Here is a 1,108-nt window from a genome sequence, read left to right as displayed (position 1 = left end):
TTGAACCTGTTTGATATTTTGATAATGTTTTCGGTTGATTTGTCTATGCTTTAAATACTTGAAAAATGCTTCCGTTACGGCATTATCATAAGGATATCCAGGATTAGAAAAAGAATGCATGATATTGTTGTCATCAATAATTTTTCTAAATTCGCTGGCCTTAAATTGTGACCCTTGGTCGGAATGAAAGAGAAGTTTCCTTCAATCTTTCTTTTATTAAGAGCTAATTCTAGAGTGTCACATGCTAACTTTGCATCCATACGATGACTCAATTTCCAAGCAATACATTTTCTAGAATAGAGATCAAGTATTGCGCAGAGATAGACATATTTCTTATATCCGATAGAAATATAGGTGAAGTCTGTTGTCCAGACTTGATTTGGTTGGTCAGGATTAAATTTTTGCTTGAGTAAGTTTTGAGGGGAGTTTTTTTGAGCTTCTTTAAGAGCTCGTTTTGTCTTAACGGTTGCCATTTTAGGGAGCGCCATATTCTTCATTAGACGGTAAATTCTTCCTTCAGAGATTTTTGTGTCGTAGTCTCTTTGAAGAATGACCTTGATAGACTTCACACCAAGTCTTTTGTTCGCTTTGGTATAAATCTCAAGTATTTGTTTTCTATAAATTTGATTATCCAATTCTCTTTTTGAGGGCTTATGTTTTAGAAATTTATAGTAAGTGGAGCGATTGACACGTAAAACACGACACAAGGTTGTTGTGGCGTGTTCAAAGCGTAACCGATAGACAGCGAGGAGTCTTACTTTAAGTTTTGCATGAATATGGCACTTGCTTTTTTTAGGATAAGGTTCTCCTCTTCAAGCTGTGCATTACGTTTTTGTAACTCTTGTATTTGCTTGGCAGTAAGTACAGAATTATCTTCGAGTTTGACTTGAGAATACTGTTTGATCCATTTTGCAAGCGCAGAAGTGGATACCCCATAGTCTTTACAGAGTTCAGACTGAGTTTTTCCAGTTTGATAAAGGTTGACAAGGGATTGTTTAAATTCTTCGTCGTAGCGTTTAAATGTTGACATAGGTTGTCCTTTCGTTTTTGTGTCTTTTAAAACAGATTATAACACACAAAGTTCTGTCTACTTTTATAGTATACATCC

1 pseudogene is annotated in these 1,108 nt (G+C 35.2%); it reads right to left on the bottom strand.

Going from position 1 to position 1,108, the window contains the following annotated elements:
* Positions 1 to 1,030: pseudogene (locus tag HMPREF9171_RS00025) on the bottom strand (IS3 family transposase); the annotation flags it as partial.
* Between the last annotated feature and the right edge of the window lie 78 nt (positions 1,031 to 1,108).

Source organism: Streptococcus agalactiae ATCC 13813 (genome assembly GCF_000186445.1).
In the GTDB taxonomy this organism is placed as follows: domain Bacteria; phylum Bacillota; class Bacilli; order Lactobacillales; family Streptococcaceae; genus Streptococcus; species Streptococcus agalactiae.
The sequence above is the reverse complement of the archived record's forward strand: the minus strand, read 5'-3'. Positions and strand labels throughout refer to the sequence as shown.